This window comes from Paraglaciecola marina (genome assembly GCF_004360155.1).
GTDB classification, from domain to species: Bacteria; Pseudomonadota; Gammaproteobacteria; order Enterobacterales; family Alteromonadaceae; genus Paraglaciecola; species Paraglaciecola marina.
In genome coordinates, this window is the sequence record NZ_ML178724.1 from 21889 (window position 1) to 37894 (window position 16006).

At 38.3% G+C, this 16006-nt stretch carries 18 protein-coding genes; 6 read left to right on the forward strand and 12 right to left on the reverse strand.

The genetic code is table 11. The annotated features are described in order from the left end of the window. Positions 1-22 precede the first annotated feature (22 nt). From EOK74_RS04255 to EOK74_RS04275, 5 genes are all read right to left on the reverse strand, one after another. Positions 23-988 carry a diguanylate cyclase gene (locus EOK74_RS04255; RefSeq protein WP_133468683.1) on the reverse strand — a complete coding sequence of 322 codons (966 nt, stop codon included), beginning with the start codon at positions 986-988 and terminating at the stop codon, positions 23-25. Positions 989-1251: 263 nt separating this feature from the next. Beyond that, positions 1252-1827 carry a BON domain-containing protein gene (locus EOK74_RS04260; RefSeq protein WP_133468684.1) on the reverse strand — a complete coding sequence of 192 codons (576 nt, stop codon included), beginning with the start codon at positions 1825-1827 and terminating at the stop codon, positions 1252-1254. Positions 1828-2182: 355 nt separating this feature from the next. Continuing rightward, entirely contained in the window at positions 2183-2431 is a 249-nt protein-coding gene (locus EOK74_RS04265) for a hypothetical protein (protein ID WP_133468685.1), read from the reverse strand. A gap of 18 nt (positions 2432-2449) precedes the next feature. Then, the gene (locus EOK74_RS04270) at positions 2450-2860 is read right to left on the reverse strand and encodes a hypothetical protein (protein ID WP_133468686.1); all 411 of its coding nucleotides are present in this window, start codon (positions 2858-2860) and stop codon (positions 2450-2452) included. 8 nt (positions 2861-2868) lie between these two features. Beyond that, positions 2869-3189, reverse strand: a complete 321-nt coding sequence (locus EOK74_RS04275; protein ID WP_133468687.1) for a DUF883 domain-containing protein — start codon at positions 3187-3189, stop codon at positions 2869-2871. A gap of 361 nt (positions 3190-3550) precedes the next feature. On the opposite strand from EOK74_RS04275, the gene EOK74_RS04280 reads away from it, so the two are divergent. Further along, positions 3551-4522, forward strand: a complete 972-nt coding sequence (locus tag EOK74_RS04280; protein WP_239024008.1) for an endonuclease/exonuclease/phosphatase family protein — start codon at positions 3551-3553, stop codon at positions 4520-4522. 9 nt (positions 4523-4531) lie between these two features. On the opposite strand, the gene EOK74_RS04285 is transcribed toward EOK74_RS04280, so the two are convergent. After that, complete coding sequence (locus EOK74_RS04285; protein WP_133468688.1) at positions 4532-5629, reverse strand: DUF748 domain-containing protein; 1098 nt, start codon at positions 5627-5629, stop codon at positions 4532-4534. Positions 5630-5925: 296 nt separating this feature from the next. On the opposite strand from EOK74_RS04285, the gene EOK74_RS04290 reads away from it, so the two are divergent. Next, a complete protein-coding gene (locus tag EOK74_RS04290; protein WP_133468689.1) occupies positions 5926-6858 on the forward strand; it encodes a mechanosensitive ion channel family protein in 933 nt (310 codons plus the stop codon). A 135-nt stretch (positions 6859-6993) separates the two neighbouring features. Here EOK74_RS04290 and EOK74_RS04295 read toward each other — a convergent pair whose 3' ends face one another. From EOK74_RS04295 to EOK74_RS04320, 5 genes are all read right to left on the reverse strand, one after another. After that, positions 6994-7245: a DUF2383 domain-containing protein gene (locus EOK74_RS04295; protein ID WP_133468690.1), complete on the reverse strand. Its 252-nt coding sequence runs from the start codon at positions 7243-7245 to the stop codon at positions 6994-6996. A gap of 414 nt (positions 7246-7659) precedes the next feature. Next, on the reverse strand, positions 7660-9285 hold the full coding sequence (locus tag EOK74_RS04305; RefSeq protein WP_133468691.1) for a diacylglycerol kinase family protein: 1626 nt from the start codon (positions 9283-9285) through the stop codon (positions 7660-7662). A 50-nt stretch (positions 9286-9335) separates the two neighbouring features. Next, positions 9336-10262, reverse strand: a complete 927-nt coding sequence (locus EOK74_RS04310) for a phospholipase A (RefSeq protein ID WP_133468692.1) — start codon at positions 10260-10262, stop codon at positions 9336-9338. A gap of 182 nt (positions 10263-10444) precedes the next feature. Further along, positions 10445-10636: a hypothetical protein gene (locus tag EOK74_RS04315; RefSeq protein ID WP_133468693.1), complete on the reverse strand. Its 192-nt coding sequence runs from the start codon at positions 10634-10636 to the stop codon at positions 10445-10447. A gap of 45 nt (positions 10637-10681) precedes the next feature. Further along, on the reverse strand, positions 10682-10858 hold the full coding sequence (locus EOK74_RS04320; protein WP_133468694.1) for a DUF1328 domain-containing protein: 177 nt from the start codon (positions 10856-10858) through the stop codon (positions 10682-10684). A gap of 415 nt (positions 10859-11273) precedes the next feature. Here EOK74_RS04320 and EOK74_RS04325 point away from each other — a divergent pair, with 415 nt between their 5' ends. The 3 genes from EOK74_RS04325 to EOK74_RS04335 all read left to right on the forward strand — a co-directional run bounded on the left by EOK74_RS04325 (position 11274) and on the right by EOK74_RS04335 (position 13625). Further along, positions 11274-11669: a DUF2391 family protein gene (locus EOK74_RS04325; protein WP_133468733.1), complete on the forward strand. Its 396-nt coding sequence runs from the start codon at positions 11274-11276 to the stop codon at positions 11667-11669. A gap of 81 nt (positions 11670-11750) precedes the next feature. Continuing rightward, on the forward strand, positions 11751-12635 hold the full coding sequence (locus tag EOK74_RS04330) for a mechanosensitive ion channel family protein (protein ID WP_133468695.1): 885 nt from the start codon (positions 11751-11753) through the stop codon (positions 12633-12635). Continuing rightward, positions 12636-13625, forward strand: coding sequence for a zinc transporter ZntB (locus tag EOK74_RS04335; protein WP_239024009.1), 990 nt, complete (start codon positions 12636-12638; stop codon positions 13623-13625). A 38-nt stretch (positions 13626-13663) separates the two neighbouring features. Here the strand turns inward: EOK74_RS04335 and EOK74_RS04340 are convergent, their stop codons facing one another. Next, positions 13664-14671 carry a phospholipase A gene (locus EOK74_RS04340; RefSeq protein ID WP_239024010.1) on the reverse strand — a complete coding sequence of 336 codons (1008 nt, stop codon included), beginning with the start codon at positions 14669-14671 and terminating at the stop codon, positions 13664-13666. 200 nt (positions 14672-14871) lie between these two features. Here EOK74_RS04340 and EOK74_RS04345 point away from each other — a divergent pair, with 200 nt between their 5' ends. Beyond that, a complete protein-coding gene (locus tag EOK74_RS04345; protein WP_133468696.1) occupies positions 14872-15972 on the forward strand; it encodes a hypothetical protein in 1101 nt (366 codons plus the stop codon). Positions 15973-16006 lie beyond the last annotated feature (34 nt).

Here is a 16006-nt window from a genome sequence, read left to right on the forward strand (position 1 = left end):
AAAACGTTGAAAAAGGCATAGCTTAGCCCCAGAACTGATTACGGCCATGATCCTTTGCTCTGTATAGATTGTTGTCAGCCTCTTCTAATAACCAACTAGGATCTATTTTAGATTCATCAGCAGTATGTGGCTCGCAGCTACTAATTCCTATACTTACACTTAAATATTTATGCTCATCATTTGCACTAGGTATTGCTAGTTTTTGCAACTCTTGAAGCACAGCTTGGGCAACTTTTTGAGCACCCTTGCGATCAGTATCTGGTAATAAAATAGCAAATTCTTCACCACCAAACCTAGCGCCAAAATCCGAATCCCTAGCTGCAACTTTCTTAATAACGTTAGCTACTTTTTTCAAACATTCATCGCCCTCAAGGTGACCAAAAGTATCATTAAAAAGTTTAAAATGATCTACATCTACCATCAGAGTCGACAGAGGGGCACTTGTTCGCTTCATTCTGTACCATTCGCTTTTTAATCTAGTGTTCAACTGCATTTTATTCGCCAACCCCGTCAAACCATCAGTACAAGAAATTAGCTCCAACTCTTTCATGTTTTTCATTAATTTCATGTAGTTATTGATCTTTGCATTGAGTAAAAAAGTATTCACAGGTTTAACCATGCAGTCTAATGCACCTAACTCTAAGGCAATCAATTGAGCGTTAATGGAGTTGGTTTCTGTTAGCACAATAACAGGAATAAAATTTAACATTGAGTTGGAGCGAATTTGCCTAAGGGTTTCTACCCACAAGTCTTTACTATGACCTGCATACAAAATGATCATGTCCACATCTTGATCTCCACAAGCCTGAAAAATATCACTGGTGTGAGAAGTGGTAATGACATTAAAGATCTGAGCGAATGAAGTTGACAAACATTCTAATGATCTGCCTGAACCAATTAACATTAAAGTTTGATCTGGCTCAGTAAAAACTCGGCCAAGGTAATCTGACTCAGCGGCCTGTAAAATATTGTTACTGGTTGCAAACATAATTAGCAATTCCTAAAAGTTGAGCTTTATTTGGGTGAACAAGAACATATTGGGCAATGTTTATATTTTAACATCCCATTAGTTTCGTATCGGGCAAACCAATTAAAGTGACTCACCAAGATACAATCTAGCGTCTCATGTTTCTGTCCAGTCCTTGAATCAATAAAACTTGCTACTAATACTAAGAGCTTTTGCATAATGAAAGGTTCCTGATTTCAGAAAAAAACCGCGCTTTAAAAGCGCGGGTTTCCATATGGCCGTAATTAGTTTTTAACAACTAAGTCTTCTAGCTCTATTTCATTAATGACTTTAGAGACACCATCGGTGTTCTCTGCAATAGCAATCGCTAAGTCACGTTCAGAGTCTGACTCCAAAATACCTGATAATGTGACTACGCCATCTTCAACTTCTACTTCAAGGTCCAAACCACTCACATCTGGCTCAAATAATAAACGGGCCTTAACACCTGCTTCTACTTTTGAGTCTGACAAACCTTGCATGACTTGACTATCTTCAGCATGCTCTTCATGGTCCTTTTCAGACACTATGGTAAGCTTGTTATCAACAGTCTCTACACCGTCAATAGAAGTAACTAATTCTTCAGCTAGTGCTTTGTCTACACTGCTATCAACTTTACCTGTAAGAATAACCACGCCGTCTTTTACATCGGTATTGATGTCAAATGAATTCAGGTTGGTATTAAATAATAAGGCAGACTCAGCTTTGCCGTCTATCCATGCATCTTTGGCACCTTCTTTCCAAGTGTTTTCAGCGCTCACACCTAGAGATGTTGTACTAATAGCAGTTGCAAAAATAATTGAAATGGTTGTACGTTTCATTTTGTTCTCCTGTTAAAAGTTCACATAAACTAATGCCAGTAACATGCCACAACATAAGTAATTGATTTTATTGTATATTTTAATTTAGCAGTAATAATCAGAGAAATGATGTGTAACTATTTACACACAAGATGTAAAAATTTCACACTAACCATCAAGAGCCAAATGCAGTTAATGTGACGTTAAGAAATTAGAATTTCTTCAAAGAAGCGTTAATGAAATACGTTAAGCGTTTGTCTGCAATGACAGTGTATCTAAATAAAATTAGTCTGCGGAACTAGACTATAGAGCAAAGTTGGAATATCGATGGCAGGGTCGCAAGAAAGACCGCATCCTTGCTTTTCGAAGGAGTGTTCTATCCTAATAATTCTGTAAACAAGGGAAATAAGCGAGTCCAGGTTGAAATTGAGCGAGCCTGCGAGGGCGATGCACCTACCATTGCTCCAACTGAAAATGCTGAAATTAAGGCTGTTGGGCTTCCAGCAAAGTCTTTGGTTTTATTTTTGGCCATGGCGACCTGTCTTTTGGTATATTTACTAGCTGCCAAATAATCACATTGAGCTTGCTGAAGTTGACTCTTTTGCTTTGTTAATACATCGAACACTGTAATCTGCTCCTTTTGCTAATCATTGTCAGAAAACATATCAACCGAAGCGTTAATATTTATCGACCGTTTAACACGTTTAAAAATCCCATACGTACAACAAAGAAGCGCAACATTTACCACTACAAAGGTTATTGGGATAAACAGCCAATGCGCCCCTAGGGTGTACAAACCGTAACCCAATGTAAGTAGCAATGTTATCCAAATCAGTAAACCGATCCCCACTAGGGTCATCAAACAGATAGCACTTGCTATCAGTGCTTGGAGTGAAAGCGTTAGATCTGCTTTAATAACATCTTTTGCTAATCTAGCTTTCACCAAATAAGCCCTAAATACTTTTTCCCATGCAGCTAAAATACTCAAAGGAGCAGCATCGTTTTGCTGCTCCCGTGATGCACTTGATCTTGTGTGGGTGGTTTTGGCGGTCATGCTAAAACCTACTTACGCTTCAGCAGCGATGTCAATAATACGCCTGCTGCAAAGGCAATTCCTGCAGTAGCTAAAGGGTTTTCTTTGGTATATTTACCAACGGTAGAAGCATCCCAATACTGTTTTGCTTGGGCTTGTTTTTCACTCATGCTTGCCGCCGTACCCGTTGCAGTCTCACGGAGTTTTTGCTCCATAGATGCACTATGATCGGCTAGAGTATCAACTGACTCATGCAGAGTTTCAGTTACCTTGTCTGCGATAGGTGTAGTAGAGCTTTTAGTCGCTTTAGCTTTACTTGCTTGAGATCCAGAATTTGCTGTCGTCGCCATTATGTTCTCCTAGTTTAGTTTACTAACCGAAGTACATTCTTCGGTAGTGAACTTAATAAAGCAACTCATGTACCAGTATAAAAAAACCATATTTTACAATTAGTTAAATATATTTAAGGGTTAGAAATATCGAGCAAAAAATACTTATGTGTAAATTATTCTCACGATTATGAAGTATTTGCCCATTGCCTTTAGGATTATCAAAAGTTCAGATTAATCAATAAAGATGTAGACTGTAGAATTACCAAGGGCGTCTCTAAGGTAAGAACTAGGTTAAGCCGCTATCATTATTGGCAGTATACGTGCATTGCACAGAGCAGGCCCTTCAAAACACCATCAATAAAAATTACGAGGAAGTAAAATGTTAGGTATGGTTTTGTGCGTAATCACAGTAGTACTATTTTTACTGACAATTTTGCCATTGTTCAGCTTTAATCATTGGATTTTTAGAGTGTGGGAGTTTCCTAGAGTACAACTAACCCTATTAGCTGTGCTATCTGCTACAAGTTGTTTATTTCTAAACAATCCTTTATTCCAGTTCTCGCTAATCGGCATTAACCTGACGGTAGCCTGTTATCAGTTAGCTTGGATTATTCCTTATACGAGATTAAGCACTAAGCAAGTTCAGCAAGTGGCTCAGCATTTAGATGTGCAGAAACTAAAAATACTAACGAGCAATGTATTGATGACAAACCATAGCGCACCTAAATTGTTAGATTTAATAACGAAGAAACAACCTGATGTAATCGTTACCTTAGAGTCAGACCAATGGTGGCAAGATTCGTTATCGGCCATTCATAAGGATTACCCATACAGAGTTAACAAGCCATTAGACAACCTATACGGCATGCATCTATTTAGTCGATTTCCACTTGAAGATATTAAGGTGCGAGAGTTAGTAGAAGAAGGGGTCCCTTCTATTCAGTGTTACCTTGTTCTACCAGATAAGCATAGAATTAAATGCTACTTTTTACATCCAGCACCTCCCAGCCCTACGGAAAATGAGACGGCAAAACCCAGAGATAAAGAGTTATTGATGATTGCCAAAGAAGTGGCAGATAGAGACGATCCCTTGCTAGTAACAGGTGACTTAAATGACGTAGCTTGGTCACCTACAACCCGAGCTTTCAGACAAATTAGCGGACTAAAAGATCCCCGTATTGGTAGAGGTATGTTTAATACCTTCCATGTTAATTATCCTTTTCTGCGTTGGCCTTTAGACCATATATTCCACAGTGACCATTTTGGTTTAGTGGATATTCAACGCTTGCCTTCAATCGACTCAGACCACTTTCCACTTTTCGTTGAGCTTGCTTTTAAAGGCAGTAATTAACCCCTACTGCTATTCTGACGGGCTTGTTACTTTAAGACCATTAATCGAGTCTTCTAACTTTAAGTCATAGGCTTGCACAAAGGCATTTTTAACCACTCCTTTAAAAGCCACCCACGCCGAAATATCTGGGTTACTCAAATCACCAGAAATCGGAATACGTGTTGCTATAAGCTGCTCATCATTATTCTCAAAAATTTCGGCTACCATGCCTCCTGCTACCTCACCTAAAAGCTCAATGGGGTTGTCATCATCTTCAATGGCGTCTTCTTGCCACGAAAACACCTCTAGTTCATAAATACCCACTTTAAAATAACCAGTCACAGCACCTTTCTCTGCTTTAAGTTCTGACGCAAAATCTATATGCCCAGCTTCAAAATCAACAGGTGAATAGAACTTAACCAAAGCATCAAGATAAGACACATTGATTTTATCCATCTCTAGATCCATGTCGAAAGTAGGAACTTTTTCGTTTGGATCAAAAGAAGCGGTAAGGGATAAATCAGCAGTCCCCTGCACCTTACCAGAAAACGCTAGCTCAGCTATTTGCGGGCTTTGTGGCGCAACCGCAATATTACTTGCTTCAAGCTCCACGTCTTCAACTGAAAAACTCGCTCGTTTCAGTTGGTCTTTAGCATCCATTACAAAAGCCCCTCGAACCACAGTCAATTTATCAATAGCTAGTGGAGTTAAATCAGTGGCTAGCCCTAACCAAGTTTTCTCATTCAACACAGAATCTGATTCAATGACGTCATCTTTAGGTTGGTCAAACAAAGAGATTTTAGGCTCAATCATCATGATTTCAGTAACAATTCGTCCTTCAAAAAGCGCGCTCCATAATACTGATAATTCAATCTGGGGAGCCAACAACAGAGGTTGTTGTAGGTTATCGCCCTCTTGATACAGATTAACCTGGTTAAGCTGATAAGCGCCCTGTATGAAAGCTATATCCACTTCTTTTACTGCACCAGAAATACCAGGCGTTTCATCTATAATCCTATTTACGTACCACACCATTATGCTTGCGAGTGCAATGCGAAATGCAACTAGCAGCAATACAAACAAGACTACAACTATTAATTTCTTTGACTTCAATGGTTGAAAGACCATTTTCCACCTCTACTATGTTTGGGTTTCTATCAACTCAGCAAGCCATGTACCAACCACTAATAGTAAGCGAAAATTTGCAATAAACTTAAGTTAGCCAATGACTTAACCAACTTAGATAGAGACAAACAATATTTAGGAACGGCTTACCCTGAAAAGCTTTTGCAACCACTATGTAAATGTTACATAAAACCTAACAGTGTTTAGCAAGGAGAAATGAAATATATAATGAATACAATAACTTAAAAAAAGGAATAGATATTGTTTAAAGAAACCTAATAATCGATTAGGAGAATAATATGGACTTAATAGAAATTGAGACATTTTGGAACTTGATTAATGAAAAGCTGACTACTTGGCTAGAGCAAGGCATTAAACATTTACCCAATATAGTGGTAGCGATTGTTATCACCATTGTGTTTTCAATATTTGCTAGAATTGCCGGCAATATTGCTAAAAAAGGTTTGCACAAAGCCTTAGAGTCTAGACAAATAGCTGACTTACTTGCCGCTATATTTAAAATGCTCATCCTAGTAACGGGGATTTTTATCGCCTTAGATTTTCTCGGACTAAAAGGTACAGTCACCTCATTATTAGCGGGCGCAGGTATTGTTGGTTTAGCCATAGGTTTTGCCTTCCAAGATATGACCGAGAACCTCATTGCTGGTATCGCTATGGGTATACGCAAGCCATTTCAAATTGGAGATGTGGTTCAGTCTGATGGAGTATTTGGTACAGTCAAAACCATCAATTTACGAAACACCTTAGTTGAAACTTTTTTTGGTCAATTAGAAATTATCCCTAACAAAATATTGTTCAGAAATATTCTAACCAACTATTCGACTATAGGCATGCGAAGAATCGAGATACCGGTTGGAATTTCTTATGGCGATGATCCGCAAAAAGCCGCAGAGGTTTTAGTTGAAAAGATAAATGCCTGTGACTTTGTTATTCGAAAAGAAGAAACTGCTGTTTTTGCAGAAGGCTTTGGTGACAGTAGCATCAATTTATTACTTTGGTTTTGGATTGACTACCCAGGTGAAACAGGATTTATGCAAGCAAGGCACGAAGCGGTTATAAATGTGAAACAAGCCTTAGAAGCTGCTGATATCTTAATTCCATTCCCTATAAGAACCTTGGACTTTGGAGCAAAAGGGGGAGAAAAACTAGATACCATGCTGCAATCAGGTAAGGTCCTGAAAGCCAAAACAGCTTCAAATGAAAGTGAATAAACTGGCTTCCTGGGACTATAATAAAAAGAAAAACTACTAGATTACTCATTACTTTTCAGCTTGCAACAGCAAGATTTGACTCAAAAATCGCCCATTGCAAATGCAACGGGCTTAATATGATTGAACTAAGATAATCTATGGGGAGACGATTTGTAACGCTTTCATATCACCATGGCATTTCTGTATCACTAAGCGAACTCTTAGAAGCGCATTATGACAATCAAAACCTTCAGAGGCATTAATGGCATCATTTAAGTTTGCGAGAGTTTTGTCTTCAACTTCTTCAAGTTGATCAACATAAGTATGATCTTTGTCTGATGTCATGGCCACTTTAATTTTGATATATGATTTTCTGACTTTAACTGCTATTGATTCACCAGTTTCCATTTCGCCTTTCTCTGTACAGCGAAGGATTGAAGTGGCTTAACTGCCATTTGACGGGCCTTAATCACTTGGGTAAAAAACCGTTTTATTTCTTGGTCTGATATTGCTTTAGACGCTTCACCATAAAAATCTACTCCAGCTCGCAATACTTTAATAACGTCTGTTGCTTTATCTACTATTACTGTTTAATTTATAACCAAAACTACTCTATCACTTGATTGCAGGTTATAGATCAAATCTCGAAAAATCCGCCGACACACTACAACATTAAGATAATGTTTTTATAAAAAAACAACATAAATACATGACAAATATTCCCAAAGATTTAACTACATAACACGCTAGAAATACTTGACAGGAAGGGCCTACAAATCAAGAAAAAACTACATCAATCATAGCGCTTAACGTTAAACGAGCTTACTCTACATCTGCCTCATAAATAACCTTAAGTGATTTATGCTTTACGACAATGAGCAGTTCTTTGGCGGTTCGATTCTCGCCATCAACAACATAATCAATATCTTTATTAGCGGTAATTTTAGCTTGTTTAGCTTGGCAGAAGAAACACTGTTCACTTATTTGACTTCCTGCAATAGCATTGATTGCCAACCCGCTAAAATTAAATAACTGCTCAGCGGGCTCGCCTTTAGAAGGCAACCACGTAAGGTCCATCTTGCCATCGGTCAAATCAGGCTGACCGCCCCCCTGAGCTAAAATGGTACTAAAGGGTGCAGCATTTGCTGCAACTAGACTAGTGGTGTGTATGGCAATTTGAGGCTTATCATCAACAGCAAGGGTTAATTCAACTCCCTCTCCTAACTGTATGGCTTGCCATAGGCCCTGTATATAGGCTAATTGACCTGATTCATTTTTTTCACTTCTACTGGCAAACTTGATCATCTTCTGACCAAGGCCTATTCCCACCATTAGTAACACCAACTCTTGATTACAGTTAAGAGTATCAATGGTTTGTGTATCTCCTTTGATAATTAGCTCACAACAACGGGAGATAGGTACTATCTTACTTGAAATACCAAACAACACATGACACAAAGCATTAGTTGTACCTAAGGGGATCATCCCCAAAGCGACATTGGTATCGACCAACTGTGATGCGACTTCGTTTATGGTGCCATCACCTCCACAGGCAACTATAGTTTGGCAATGCGCATTGAGTGCTTGTTGGGTCAATTTTTTTGCAGAAATTTGTTTTGTGGTTTCAAATACTTGTACTTCAAAGCGCACTGATAAGCGCTGTAAAACCTCTTGCTTATACTTTAACCACTTACCTGAACCAGAAACGGGGTTCGCAATTAAGGCAAGTTTAGACTTACTAACCAGTCCACCTTTAGCATGGATTTGATTCAGGTGTTTCAATTGCCTTTTGTTTAAATTAGCAGTTTGTCTTACGCCTTGAATTTTTTTCAAGGCTTGCTCAACAGACCAGTCTGGGTGTTTACTTAAGAGGTAAGCTGCCATAACAAATACTGATCGCCCACGACCTAAAGCGCAATGTATCACCACGCCTGAGTCGACAGCTCGCTGAATATCAATCCAATTAATAGCATGACTGAGCTGAGCATCTGTGGGACTTTGATGGTCGAGCACTGGAATATTAAGATATTGCCATTCTTCATCTGCTAAAACCCAACCCAGCCCACTAAACTCAGCAGTAACGTCTAGAACTGATGACACCTTATAACGCCTAAGTTCATCCACGTCAGAAGGGAATAACCTGCAAGCTAAATACAGGTTACCTTCAATCTTTTGAATGGGTGGCACCGCATCACGTTTTCTAGCCCAAGTATTGTAAAATTGCACCCCAATTAAGAAGGGAATAAACAACCAACGAATATATAAAGGAATAGAACCATCATGCTTTTTTCTAAATATGCCCGGCTGTTCCAATAGATAGGCAAAAGTTACCGCTAGCAAAGACACAGAAATCCATATTAAGCCCAAGCTTGTATAAATATTAGGGACAGCCCAAGCAGCTATCAAAATCAGAAGTGCCAATAAAGCGTAATAGAAAGTAATGGTCATGGTTTCCTCTGGCTATATAGATTAACTGGGGGTTTTAGGCCGCCCCATCATTATAGAAATTTAAGCTGCACGCCTAAGCCCACTCTTTGCTGATGACGGTTATAATCGATTAAAGAATCACCGTAACCATTAAAGTACTGGAACAAAAAATCATAATTTTTCGTTAATGGATAAGTAACATTTAATTCAAAACTACCTTTGTTATCACTTGTTCTTAAATTGTTTCTTACCAAACCAGAGATATTAGTTTTACCCCAAGTAGTGCCATATCCGATCTCTATGTGACCTAAGTATTTAGTAATATCTGGATTATCATCCCCTGTGGCACTGCTGGGTGTTTCCTTTTCATCTTCTGGGAGTCGGTACCAAGTTTTTATATAATAGAATGAGGAGTCATCACTAAATAAGGCTGAAGCAAAAAGTCTATTCCAACTCCTCGATAATGTGTTTGTCTGACCGTTTGACTGATGATTGATACCTGCTTGAATGTTATTAAATTTAAATCCAAGAATGGATAATTCATTCTGCCAAGAATAATAAATTTCTGGCTCATAATTAGTTTCTCTAAATGGCTTAGATACTTCTGAGTTATAGACCTGCCAAAAGGACTTTAAAGTAAACCCTAAATACATACCTGAAGTGGAGCCATTTTCGATATACAGGGGTAACTTCACACTAATTTGATATTTAGCTTCAAAGTTATCCACGTTAGATTCATCTAAGCCGTCTACTGTTACGGCATTAGGACTAGTGGCATAGGTAACAGGTAGAAAATAGTTGCGCCTATGTTGAGAAATGGAGAAGGGGTTGCTAATAGCCACTTCCACTGACTCTGTTTTTACATCTAAAATAGACTCGGTTTTATCAACCTCTGCTTTTTTTGTTTCAATAATAGGGGCATCTGTACTTTGTGCGAAAGCCAATGCTGGCACACAAAAACTAATAACAACGCCATAAAATCTCAGTATGTTTTTCATAATGCCTTCCGCTTTATTCATAATTTAATTAAGTACAATTCCCAATGGCCAGAATACCGGCACAGGCCTACATATCCGCAATCACAGTCTCTATTGAGCAAATAAATTGGCGCTCAACAAGAGATAATACTGAGCCACAAAAAAAGGGCTTAACGCCCTTTTTCAACTATGCAAACTGTCGATTAACAATCTGTATCTTCAGCGTCAACGCCATCTTTAACGTCTTCACAAGCATCCTCAATTGCATTACCAGCGTCAGTAACTGCGTTATCTACTTTTTCACCTGCATCTTCTGCTTCTCCATCACATGATGACAAAGCAAATACTGCGGTTAATGCTAATAGTGTAGTAGTAATCGTTTTTAAATTTTTCATGGTTTTCTCCGTTCGTTGAAATAAAAGTCGTTATGTATCTAAATACTAAATTTTTGGTTTCTTGCCTCGTACAGCGTTAAAAATAAGTGAAAGAACCAAAAACACTACAAAGATAAAAAATATAATCTTAGCGATACCAGTCGCTGCTCCTGCAATGCCACCGAATCCAAACACCGCGGCGATAATTGCAATAATTAAAAATGTTAATGCCCAACCTAACATGATGTCTCCCTTTAAAATAAGTTGATTAAAAGTGGTGTACACAAACTACTATGCGACATCTATACCAACAAAAACAAAACCATTAAGACACTGTTTTTAAAAGGTTTATTTTAATTTTTACTATTTTGTGAAAAAAGGCTAAGGCGCTTATATGTAAAACTTACACATAGGGTGCGAATTAATTTCGTATAATTACAACTCGCTAATTGAAAGTATGAATAATATTGATACTAGAGTTTAATACGCACAGATAGAAACAATACAGAGTGTCGTCAGATACGCTATAAATGCATCTGTTAATATCGTCATTATGTTTATATTGGCAGGAAATTAGCATTGTAATTTTAGACTGCGCTAAAACATAGGGCGCAATATAAATTTACGATAATCTAAACCAATAAGACCCAATATGAACATTAAACTGTATTTTAATAAAGAAGACGCCAGTCAAATAGCTGTAGGCGCTTTCGCTATGTCTATGCCTATCGCTTTTACACAAGAAGCATGGCAAATGGCTGAAAGCTTACCCCTTTTCAATCTAGGCTTATTGGCAATAATTTCATTATCATTTTTAACCATATACACCTACTACAACTTATTCCAAGGGAATATTACCCATCGCTTATTAGGCTACATTGTGAGAATAGTTGTTGCTTATGTAATAACTCTGTCTGTTGTGGCTTTAGTATTAGTGGCGCTAGATAAGTTTCCAATCATTACTGACTCATCTTTGGCGTTAAAGCGTCTGGTTATAATTTCTATGCCCGCCTCTTTAGGGGCAATAATCGTAGATAGTCTAGATAAGGAATAATAAAACTTACTTGGTGATCACTAGAATACAACCTATGATAGCTCTCAAATATTCTCAATGTGTAGCCAATAAATCACTCATATGGATGACATTACAAACACGCTGAATCAGGTAGTATTTACCTTGTATGAGCAACCCTTTACGGTTGGTGGCTTACTATTTACGCCAATTTTGTTATTCGTTGGCATAATGCTAACTAAATGGTTGGTAAACAAACTGGTCACTCGATTAATTGCTAATGGTGCCAATGCTGACATAGTTCATTTAGTGAGACGCATCACCTACATATTGGCCATTGTAGTTATCACTATTACCACCCTAGATTTATTAAATGTACCTATAACAGCGTTTGCTTTTTTATCTGGAGCAATTGCCATAGGTGTTGGCTTTGGTGCTCAAAATATCATTAATAACTTTATAAGTGGCTGGATTTTAATGTGGGAACGACCTATTCGTATAGGCGATTTTTTAGAAGTTGAGAACGCCCGAGGTCGTGTGGAGAGTATTAATACTCGCTCCACCAGAATCAGGCGCATAGATGGCGTACATATGCTTATCCCCAATAGTAAACTACTTGAAAACACAGTTGTGAATTGGACCCTAATCGACACATTAACCCGTACCATGGTCAAGGTAGGAGTGGCCTATGGTTCTCCAGCTAAAAAAGTAAAAGAACTTATACATCAAGCAGTAACAGAACAAGACGATATTCTTAAGGATCCTGCTCCTGTGGTTTTATTTGAAGACTTTGGAGATAGCGCTTTACTTTTTGAAACCTATTTTTGGATTAACGCTACAGTAGATCGTGATTTAAGAGTGGTGCGCAGCAACGTTCGATTTGCAATAGACGAGCTGTTTGCAGAGCACGGAATTGTAATTGCCTTTCCACAAAGAGATATACATCTAGATGGACAGTTACAGTTAGTTTCCCAAGAAGACAGCAAACAGCATAAAGATCTCACCTAAATGACAACACAACATAAAACCGTCTCACATAATATGCCTAATGCTGTGCTTTGGGCTTTCAATCTAACGCAAACCGCCACACCTGTTACTGGGGATTTAAATGAGCTAGTGCAAACAACAGAAGGCTTTCGTTGGGTCCATTTACAAGCAGATGCCACAGACTCGGTAAGTTGTCTTTCGGCGTTAGGCCTTAAAGAAGAAATTGTAGAAGCTTTATGTACCACTGAAACTCGACCAAAGGCTTTGCAATTTGGTGAAGGAATGTTGATCTATTTACGAGGCATTAACCGTAATCCCGATGCTGATCCCGAAGATATGGTATCTTTACGTCTCTGGCTTACTAAAGACAGCTTAATTTCGGTGAGACGAAAAAACCGCAAACTTCTGTCTTTGCTTGATGTAAAAGCAGAAGTCGAGCAAGGCTTAATACCCGAAAGCCCAGCAGACTTAATGTTAGACATAATAACAAAAATTGCAGATCGTATAAGTGAAACTGTCGACTTACTAGATGAAGAGCTAACAGAGTTTGAAGCTCAAGAGCAATCCACTAAAGAGGACCGCTTAAAACTATCTAGTATGCGTCGTCAAGCCGCTGCAATCCGTCGTTACCTTGCGCCACAACGGGATGCCTTAGATGCAATTTACCGCTTCAATAAATCTTTAAGCCAAGCACAAATATTTGAGTTGCGAGATCAAACAGATCGTATGACCCGTTATGTAGAAGATTTGGATTTAGCCAAAGAACGGGCAATGGTGCTCCAAGACGAACTACGTAACCGTATAGCCGAGCAACAAGGCATGCGGATGTATGTGCTGTCTTTGGTCACTGCAATCTTTTTACCGCTGTCATTTTTAACGGGGATTTTTGGGATGAATGTGGCGGGTCTTCCTGGTACAGAAAACCCTCAAGCCTTTAATTACTTAGCCACCAGCATGCTGATATTAGCCGTTATATTGCTTTTAAGCATGCTTTGGAAAAAATGGTTTTAGAGATGTTAACAGGCCCAAAATAACATCGCCTCCAGACACTACAACCAATTAGTCAACTTAAACCCAATACCTAATCTTTGTGTATGATGATTGTAATAAATCAAGCTCTCACCGTACCCATTGAAATATTCCACATAACCTTGAATTTTGTCATTAATGGGGAACGACCACCCCAGCTGTAGGGCCCCCTTGTTATCACTACGCAGATTATTACGTATCATTAACTCCAGCGAATGCTTGTCTGAAATACTCCACAAGCCACCAATTTCTCCATACCCCATATACTTTTCAATATTAGGGTTATCATCACCACTAGCATCAAGGGGGCTAGTTTTTTCATCTTCAGGAATTCGATACCAGCTTCTAAATCCCCACACAAAATGCTTAGTTGGGGCAAACGCAAAGCTCAATATAATGCGGTTCCAGCTTCGAGATAACGAACCAGTTTGCCCATTAGATTGATGATTAAAAGACAAACTAGTTTGCTCAATAGGTAATAAACCTAATAACGACCAAGAATGATGGTAATTCAGAATTACTTCTGGTTCATAATTAGTTTCTCTAAAAGGCGCTGAAATTGCGCCATTATAGGCTTGCCACCAACTTGTAGCAGTAAAAGCAACTTGTAAGTCCAAGTCTTTAAACAACAAGTCTTGTGCTGCGAGATACTTTAAGGAAACTTGAAATTTTACTTCTACGTCGTCTAACTCTGAATCAACGGGTAAGTCAGCATAGGGCTCTTGATTAATACTAGTTAAACTTGCAGGTATCACAAAGTTAGGTTTATGTGGAAGCATAGCAAAGGGGTTTTCTGATGCGGCTCGCTCCAACTTTACCCGTTTGCTGAATAAATTAGCATCAGGATCTTGGCAAGTTTTTCTTATCTGGGCAACTGTTCGCTCAGATTTAGCGTTTTTAACCGCTTCTAACAAACATTCATTGAAAGTGTTAACTTCATCCGATTTTGACTCATATTCTGACTGAGCTAAGCTCAGATTTGCTACGCCCATCAAACCAATAAACAGTAACTTTTTACCTAACTTCATTTTAAATTCCCATGGCGATAAAGGCGCCACTTACCTAATAAAAATTGTCGAGTCTTAAAAAGACCGCTACTTTTGCCAAAGCTGGTACAAAATGCAAGAAAAGACTTCAATGAAAGTAGATTAGTAACAAAACTTTCATCAATGAATGGCATGCTCCAGAAGATACTTATCGTTTTTAGTGCCTATAGCCTTGACCATCTATGAATATATATTTTAAAAAAGACTCCATAAAAGCCCGACTTATATTAATCATCGCAATTTGTGTAGCAGGCATGTTGATCTTAGCTGCCAATCAAATACATGACACTAATAAACTTATTGAGCTTAATACTCAAAGTAAGGCTTTGTTAAACTTAAACGCACAATTATTGCAGCTACGCCGACATGAAAAAGATTTTTTGCTGAGAAGCGATGTAAAGTATCAGGACTTATTTCAGCAACAAGCCGATGATTTTGAAACACAAGCTGCAGCTCTAGAATACTTTTTTACTTCAAAGAAAAATGAGCAGGCTATGTTTAACCATGTAAAGCAAAGCTTTTCGGACTATCGTCAAAAATTCATAGCACTAACTGAAGTTCAAAAACAAATAGGTCTAGATGAAAGTAGCGGATACCAAGGACAGTTTAGAAAAGCAACTCATAAGTTAGAACAACACCTTCAACAAAACAGTTACCTTAAATTTCATTTAGCTTTATTACAATTAAGGCGCAATGAAAAAGATTTTATGTTACGTCACCAAGTTAAATATTTTGAGCAATATCAACAAGAGTACAGAGAGCTGCGACAAAACATAGCCAACACAGGAAACATCCAACTGCTCAGCCTTTTGGATAGTTATCAAGGGGGCTTTGCCCAATTAGTAGCGGCTCAGCAAAAATTAGGGCTAACGCATACCCAAGGCCTACAAGGTGCTTTTCGTGAACAAGCTCATAACACTGAAAATGCCTTAATAGTGTTAGATAAGTCCTTGGTAATGATACTTGAAGATACCCAACAAAAAGTGAAACGTAATAGCCTGTTAATCATGCTTGGAACATCGGCTGTTTTACTGACCTTATTGATTAGAAGTTTTATTACATTACAAAAAGCGTTTTCCACCTTTGTGATGTTTTTCTATCGATGTAAACGTGAATATCAACATATTGACGAACGCAAACAAGGTTTTTCAGAATTTAAATACTTAGCCACCATAGCCAATGAGATGATCGATGCTCGCCAAGAGATGGAACTTGAACTCAAAAAAGCTCAATTAAAAATTGCTGAACTAAAACAACAGCAACAAGCGCCCTCAGAAACTTAATACATAACCTAAGTGAAGGATATCCTGGGGGCGT

Excerpts from the sequence above, each read along its gene's own strand:
- EOK74_RS04335 (WP_239024009.1), top strand. The coding sequence starts at position 12,636 with ATGACAACACAACATAAAACCGTCTCACATAATATGCCTAATGCTGTG.
- EOK74_RS04290 (WP_133468689.1), top strand. The coding sequence starts at position 5,926 with ATGGACTTAATAGAAATTGAGACATTTTGGAACTTGATTAATGAAAAG.
- EOK74_RS04295 (WP_133468690.1), bottom strand. The coding sequence starts at position 7,245 with ATGGAAACTGGTGAATCAATAGCAGTTAAAGTCAGAAAATCATATATC.
- EOK74_RS04270 (WP_133468686.1), bottom strand. The coding sequence starts at position 2,860 with ATGACCGCCAAAACCACCCACACAAGATCAAGTGCATCACGGGAGCAG.
- EOK74_RS04280 (WP_239024008.1), top strand. The coding sequence starts at position 3,551 with ATGTTAGGTATGGTTTTGTGCGTAATCACAGTAGTACTATTTTTACTG.
- EOK74_RS04320 (WP_133468694.1), bottom strand. The coding sequence starts at position 10,858 with ATGTTAGGTTGGGCATTAACATTTTTAATTATTGCAATTATCGCCGCG.
- EOK74_RS04345 (WP_133468696.1), top strand. The coding sequence starts at position 14,872 with ATGAATATATATTTTAAAAAAGACTCCATAAAAGCCCGACTTATATTA.
- EOK74_RS04255 (WP_133468683.1), bottom strand. The coding sequence starts at position 988 with ATGTTTGCAACCAGTAACAATATTTTACAGGCCGCTGAGTCAGATTAC.
- EOK74_RS04275 (WP_133468687.1), bottom strand. The coding sequence starts at position 3,189 with ATGGCGACGACAGCAAATTCTGGATCTCAAGCAAGTAAAGCTAAAGCG.
- EOK74_RS04285 (WP_133468688.1), bottom strand. The coding sequence starts at position 5,629 with ATGGTCTTTCAACCATTGAAGTCAAAGAAATTAATAGTTGTAGTCTTG.
- EOK74_RS04260 (WP_133468684.1), bottom strand. The coding sequence starts at position 1,827 with ATGAAACGTACAACCATTTCAATTATTTTTGCAACTGCTATTAGTACA.
- EOK74_RS04305 (WP_133468691.1), bottom strand. The coding sequence starts at position 9,285 with ATGACCATTACTTTCTATTACGCTTTATTGGCACTTCTGATTTTGATA.
- EOK74_RS04315 (WP_133468693.1), bottom strand. The coding sequence starts at position 10,636 with ATGAAAAATTTAAAAACGATTACTACTACACTATTAGCATTAACCGCA.
- EOK74_RS04310 (WP_133468692.1), bottom strand. The coding sequence starts at position 10,262 with ATGAAAAACATACTGAGATTTTATGGCGTTGTTATTAGTTTTTGTGTG.
- EOK74_RS04340 (WP_239024010.1), bottom strand. The coding sequence starts at position 14,671 with ATGAAGTTAGGTAAAAAGTTACTGTTTATTGGTTTGATGGGCGTAGCA.
- EOK74_RS04330 (WP_133468695.1), top strand. The coding sequence starts at position 11,751 with ATGGATGACATTACAAACACGCTGAATCAGGTAGTATTTACCTTGTAT.